The sequence below is a fragment of the Flavobacterium sp. genome (assembly GCF_049318185.1).
GTDB lineage: Bacteria > Bacteroidota > Bacteroidia > Flavobacteriales > Flavobacteriaceae > Flavobacterium.
In genome coordinates this window covers 1-6469 of record NZ_JBMOGV010000117.1, presented here as the reverse complement: position 1 = coordinate 6469, position 6469 = coordinate 1, and the positions used below count along the sequence as shown (strand labels likewise).

General features: G+C 30.0%; 5 protein-coding genes. 2 read left to right on the top strand and 3 right to left on the bottom strand.

The annotated features are described in order from the left end of the window. Positions 1-155: 155 nt before the first annotated feature. The gene (locus ACOYLT_RS09670) at positions 156-638 is read left to right on the top strand and encodes an Lrp/AsnC family transcriptional regulator (protein WP_422853649.1); all 483 of its coding nucleotides are present in this window, start codon (positions 156-158) and stop codon (positions 636-638) included. Between the two features lie 75 nt (positions 639-713). Next, complete coding sequence (locus ACOYLT_RS09665) at positions 714-3299, top strand: phosphoenolpyruvate carboxylase (protein WP_422853648.1); 2586 nt, start codon at positions 714-716, stop codon at positions 3297-3299. Between the two features lie 51 nt (positions 3300-3350). On the opposite strand, the gene ACOYLT_RS09660 is transcribed toward ACOYLT_RS09665, so the two are convergent. From ACOYLT_RS09660 to ACOYLT_RS09650, 3 genes are all read right to left on the bottom strand, one after another. Continuing rightward, complete coding sequence (locus ACOYLT_RS09660) at positions 3351-4121, bottom strand: CDP-alcohol phosphatidyltransferase family protein (protein ID WP_422853647.1); 771 nt, start codon at positions 4119-4121, stop codon at positions 3351-3353. Positions 4122-4173: 52 nt separating this feature from the next. Next, positions 4174-5193: a COX15/CtaA family protein gene (locus ACOYLT_RS09655; RefSeq protein ID WP_422853646.1), complete on the bottom strand. Its 1020-nt coding sequence runs from the start codon at positions 5191-5193 to the stop codon at positions 4174-4176. A gap of 134 nt (positions 5194-5327) precedes the next feature. After that, the coding region (locus ACOYLT_RS09650; RefSeq protein ID WP_422853645.1) for a CCA tRNA nucleotidyltransferase at positions 5328-6469 on the bottom strand (1142 nt) is incomplete at its 5' end.

The window sequence follows — 6469 nt, the reverse complement described above, 5'->3', positions numbered from 1 at the left end:
AATAATTTTCCGAATATTGAACAAAAAGCTAATTTTTATTTAGGAAATAATATAAAAATTGTTAATGGAAGCAAAATTGTTTAAATAAATTATGTTTTAACTGTAAAATATATATTTTTGCACTTTAAATAAAAAAAGCAAACAAAATTAAAACTATGAGTAAGTTTAGATTAGATGAAATTGACCACCAAATCTTAGACATGTTGATTGACAACACTAGAATTCCTTTCACAGATATTGCAAAAAAACTTTTAATTTCTGCTGGAACTGTTCATGTTAGAGTTAAAAAAATGGAAGACCAAGGAATTATAATGGGTTCATCATTATCATTAGATTATGAAAAACTAGGTTATTCTTTTATTGCATATGTGGGTGTGTTTTTGAACAATACTTCGCAAACTAAATTTGTTTTAGAAAGAATAAATGAGATTCCTTATGTAACAGTTGCTCACGTAACTACTGGTAAGTTTAATGTTTTTTGTAAAATAAGAGCTAAAGATACAAAACATGCTAAAGATGTTATCTTTATGATTGATGATATAGAAGGAGTTTACAGAACTGAAACTATGATTTCATTAGAAGAAAGTATCAATGATAAAAAACGTTTGATGCACACAATCTTCCAAGAATTAGATTAATAAAATCAAAAAAATATTTCATACCTCAAGTTTTAACTTGAGGTTTTTTGTATATTTCAATTTCAATATTTCAACATGTATACTTTACCAAAAATTGAACGTTTTAATCAAAATGTGTTATCAAAGTACAATATTTATAATAGCGTTTTTATAACACTACCCTTTGATGCTATTGATAACACAGGAGTTTTATTGCCTTTGTTTACAGAGGTTTGTAATAATGGTTTTAAAAATGATTGGTCTCCAAAGCAAATTGTTGATTTTTTTTCGGATAAATATTTAGACAAAGCTTCCGAAAAAGATAAAATCGATTTAATGTTTCGTTTTATACAATATGTTGAAAGACAAATTGTTCTTTTTGATGCTATCGAAGATGCTGCTTTTCCTATTGTAAACAATTTAGAAGGTAGAGGTTCGTTGAGAGATATTAAAGAAAAATCAGAGGCAAAGGATAAACGTAAAGAGTTAATTGAGTTTTTGGAAAATTTTAGTGTTCGAACTGTTCTTACGGCACATCCCACACAGTTTTATCCAGGTTCTGTTCTTGGGATTATTACTGATTTAACAGAAGCCATACGTGTAAATGATTTATTAACAATTAAACAATTACTGGCACAACTAGGAAAAACACCTTTTATAAAAAAAGAAAAACCAACACCATTTGATGAAGCAATAAGTTTAGTTTGGTATCTTGAAAATGTTTTTTACCAAACCATTGGTACTATGATGCAGTACTTGCAAAAGAATATTTTTGAAGGCAATATAATAGAAAATCCAATAATCAATTTAGGATTTTGGCCGGGTGGTGATAGAGACGGAAACCCTTTTGTAACTCCAGAAATTACAGAAAAAGTTGCCAAAAGATTGCGAACTTCGATTCTAAAATGTTATTATTTTGATATTAGAAATCTAAAAAGAAAATTGACTTTTAATGAAGTAGACACTATTATTGCCGGTATAGAATTCAAACTATATCGTTCTGTTTTCTATTCACAAGGTGAATTATTTATTTCTTTAGAAGAATTAATTAATCAACTAAACACCATTAAACAGATTATTATCAAGGAACATCAATCTTTGTATTTGGATGAAATCAATTTATTATTGCAAAAAATAAATCAGTTTGGATTTCATTTTGCTTCTTTAGATATTAGACAAAACAGTCGAATACATAACAAAGTTTTTAATGACATTGTTTCTTTTTTGAAAAGAGAGAAATCAGTAATTTTTCCTGAAGATTATGATACTCTTTCTGAAGATAACAAAATAGAAATTGTATCAAATCTCAAATTTAATTTAAAAACCCATTTTTTTGAAAATGAAATTACGCGCTCCACATTAGAAACCATAGCACTAATGAAAGTTATTCAAAAAAATAATGGAGAAAATAGCTGTAATCGTTATATAATAAGCAATAATGAAAGTGCCTTAAATGTTATAGAAACTTTTGCCATGTTTCGATTATTAGATTGGGAAAATCCAACTGTTGATTTTGTTCCATTGTTTGAATCTGTTGACGATTTGCAAAATGCAAATACTATAATGGAGCAATTGTATAAAAATTCAGTTTATAGAAATCATTTAAATCAAAGAAAAGATAAACAAACTGTCATGCTTGGCTTTTCAGATGGTACCAAAGATGGTGGCTATTTGATGGCCAATTGGAGTATTTATAAAGCCAAAGAAGCTATCACAGAAATTTCTAGAAAATATGGGATTAAGGTTATATTCTTTGATGGTAGAGGTGGACCACCAGCTCGAGGTGGAGGAAAAACTCATAAATTTTATGCTTCTTTAGGCTCTACTATAGAAAATCAAGAAATTCAGCTTACGGTTCAAGGACAAACTATTAGTTCCAATTTTGGCACTTTAGACTCCTGTCGTTATAACCTAGAAAATTTATTGAGTGCGGGTGCAGCTAATCAAATTTTTAATAAAGATGAAAATAATTTATCTCAAAATGAGAAAGACACTCTAGATAAACTCGCCAATTTGGGCTATGAAAAGTATCTAAGTTTTAAAAATCATCCTAAGTTTTTGCCCTATTTAGAGCAAATGAGTACATTGAAATATTATTCCAAAACTAATATTGGTAGTCGTCCATCAAAAAGAAATTCAGATGATAAATTAGATTTTGCCGATTTGAGAGCTATTCCTTTCGTAAGTTCTTGGAGTCAATTAAAGCAAAATGTTCCTGGTTTCTTTGGAGTAGGAACGGCTTTAAAATATTATGAAGATAGTAATCAATGGGAAGAAGTACAAACACTTTTCGATAATTCATTATTCTTCAGAACACTATTGGAAAATAGTATGATGTCATTGGCAAAATGTTTTTTCCCATTAACTGCCTATATGAAAGATGATTTAGAGTTTGGAGAGTTTTGGAAAATAATCTTTGCAGAATTTTCAGAAACTAAAAGACTATTATTAAAAATTGCTGGTCATAAGGAACTTATGGAAAATTATCCAGATGGTAAAGCTTCTATTGCTATGAGAGAACAAATAGTTATTCCATTGTTAACTATTCAACAATATGCTTCTTCTCAAATAAATGAATTGAAAAAACAGCAAAAATTGGACGAAAAATTAGTAGCTATTTACGGAAAATTAGTAACTCGCTCTTTATTTGGAAATACCAATGCAAGTAGAAATTCGGCATAAAGATGTTTTCTATTTTTTTAAATATTTTTAAAATATTAATTTTAAGAATCGTTAGTTTACTATTTTTTTTCGAATGCAAATCAAAGCTATAATCATCAACGTGTATGTTATGAAAAAAGGAACAATGAATTCTATTAATCCCAATGGCAACATAACCGCAATAATTAATAATTGAAAGCCCAAGCCATAAATTGAAAGTAAGGTCATAAACCAGTTTGGAAAGGTTTTTACTTTGTAAGCATCTTTGTCTAAAGCATGAATGATTTTATCAAAAACACCATAAACAATTATATAAATTCCAAAAAGAATATTGACTGTTTTTTGGCTTTCGCCTGGCAAAGCTTTTGGAGTTTTGTATTCAAATATTTTGCTGGTAGTATCACCGCCAACTGATTTGGTTCTCACAATCACATAATAATAATTATACAAAGTTCCTTGCAATTGAATCCCAATAAAAGCTAAAATGGTAAACCAAATACTTGTATCAGAAACATAACAAATACTCATCAAAATCATAAAATTCAGTACAATATCAAACACACTATCCAAATATCTTCCTGAATAAGAAGGCGTTTTTTTCAATCGTGCCAATTCACCATCGGCAGCATCAATCCCCGATTTTAATAGGATAAAAAATGCAGCTAAATAATACTGTTCTTCCAATATACAATAAATGGCAGTTAATCCAGAAAGGCCAAAAAGCAAGGTAACATGAATAGGAGTAAAGCGAGTATTCTGTAATTGTTGGGCAAATAATCTTCCAAAAGATCTTCCATAATCTGATAAATCTAAAAATTTATCTTCTGTAGCAAGTTTAGACATTTAAGTTAGAAAACAAGGAACTGTGACAATATAGTCGGGCGGCAAATATAGTTTATAAAATTGTTTTTTTTCTATAAGATTCCAATACCATATAAAATTGAAATCCAAAAAGCAGAGTTGCCAATATTACATGTATAGTTTGAGTTCCGAAAGGAAAATCTAAATAGTACATTAAAATTCCAGATAGTATTTCGAAAAAAATCAATACCATGACCCAATTTATTTTCTGAAAATGCAATTGTAATTTTCTGTTTCTAGAAAATAAATAAAAATTGGCAATAAGAACAATTATCGAAAATGATCGGTGAATGTAGAATGTCAATGTTGGATTCTGTAACCAAAGTATTTTTGGAGCGCCAGTTTCAGAAATAGTATCTACATGTTCTCTTACACTTGTTCCTAATAGAATTTGAATAATTGTCAAACCAATGGTTAGGGACAAAATTCTGTTAAAATTGGTATCGAAAATAAAAGAATTTTCCTTTTTTTGAACTTCATAAATAAGATACAATTGGAAAGCAATGATTAACAAAGCAGCCAACATATGAGTGGTAATTTTAAAAGGATTTAATACCGAGTCGACTACTGTTTTTCCGAGCCATGCTTGAAAACCCATTAAAACACATATAAAAAATGAAATATAAACTAGTTTTCTTTTTTCTTTCCAATAGCCAAATGAAAAAATAAAAGTTAAAAAACAAGCAATTCCTGCCAAAGCGCCAAGCAATCTATTGATATATTCCACCCAAGTGTGTAATGGATTGAAAATGGCGTAGTCATGTTTAGTGTATTTTTCCCAATCAGTTGAATCAAAAGTTGATTTCGCTACAAAGTCTTCTTTTGCCACCATAAGAGTTTCCTCTTTAATAATAACTTGTCCTTTGTTGTATTCTTTTTCTTCTGTAAATACTAATTCTTGTTTTTCAGTTGGTGGAATATAATAACCAAAACATTTAGGCCAATCAGGACAACCCATTCCAGAACCAGTTAGTCTAACAAAAGCGCCAGCAAAAACCACAAGATAAACAAGGACTAAAGCTATTTTTGCTGATTTTGGGAAATATTTCTTCATGTTTTTTTGTTCTAAGTGTCGGGTATTATTTTATTAAGCTACAAATTTATATTGCTTTTATTTTTTTCAACCAAGTACAATTTATAATAATCTAGTAATTCCTTTTCAAATTTTAAAATAGAATAATTTTCAAATTAGGTTACTTTTTTCAATCCTAGTTTTTCAGCTCGTTTCAAAACAAAATCAAATGCTGCTTGGTATTCATTGGGGATTTCACCTTCTAAAATTGCTTCTTTGACAGCTTCTTTCAAAACACCAATTTCACGTGAAGGCTTTAAATCAAATATTTTCATAATTTCTTCACCAGATATAGGAGGTTGAAAATTACGAATATGATCACGCTCTTCGACTTCAATTATTTTTCTACGTACAATATCAAAATTATTGTGGTATTTTTTAAATTTCGTTGGGTTTTTGGTCGTAATATCTGCTTCGCACAAAGTCATCAAATTGTCCACATCTTCGCCGGCATCAAAAACCAAACGCCGCACTGCCGAATCGGTAACGATATCTTCTGAAAGTACTATTGGTCGGGAACTGAGCATTACCATTTTGGCCACAAATTTCATTTTTTGGTTCAATGGCATGTGCAATCTTTCGAAGATTTTCTTTACCATTTTTCCGCCCAGGAATTCGTGTCCGTGAAATGTCCAACCTTGTTTTTTATTGAATTTTTTGGTTGGTGCTTTCCCAATATCGTGCAGCAAAGCAGCCCAACGAAGCCAAACGTCATCAGTATTCGGACAAATATTATCTACTACCTCTAGTGTATGATAGAAGTTGTTTTTATGAGTATGTCCTTCAATTTCTTCTACGTTATTTAGTGCTGTAAGTTCAGGAAGAATGATTTCTAAAATTCCAGTTTTATATAAATGTAAAAAACCAATAGATGGCTTTGAAGTTTCTAAAATCTTATTTAATTCATCTACAATTCTTTCACCCGAAATGATTTTGATGCGGTCTTTATTGACTGCAATGGCTTCCAACGAATTTTCTTCAATAGTAAAATTCAGTTGGGTGGCAAAACGAATGGCACGCATCATTCGTAACGGATCATCAGAATAGGTAATATCAGGATTTAATGGTGTTTTAAGGATTTTGTTTTCTAAATCTGTTAATCCATTAAATGGGTCAACCAAATCGCCATAGTTTGCTTTATTTAAAGAAAATGCCAAAGCATTGATAGTAAAATCACGACGGTTTTGGTCGTCTTCCAAAGTGCCGTTTTCTACAATTGGATTTCGACTGTGTTCGGCATAACTTTCTTTTCGTGCGC

Bases quoted from the DNA above. Each gene is read 5' to 3' on its own strand.
- ACOYLT_RS09670 (WP_422853649.1), top strand. From the start codon at position 156: ATGAGTAAGTTTAGATTAGATGAAATTGACCACCAAATCTTAGACATG.
- ACOYLT_RS09665 (WP_422853648.1), top strand. From the start codon at position 714: ATGTATACTTTACCAAAAATTGAACGTTTTAATCAAAATGTGTTATCA.
- ACOYLT_RS09660 (WP_422853647.1), bottom strand. From the start codon at position 4,121: ATGTCTAAACTTGCTACAGAAGATAAATTTTTAGATTTATCAGATTAT.
- ACOYLT_RS09655 (WP_422853646.1), bottom strand. From the start codon at position 5,193: ATGAAGAAATATTTCCCAAAATCAGCAAAAATAGCTTTAGTCCTTGTT.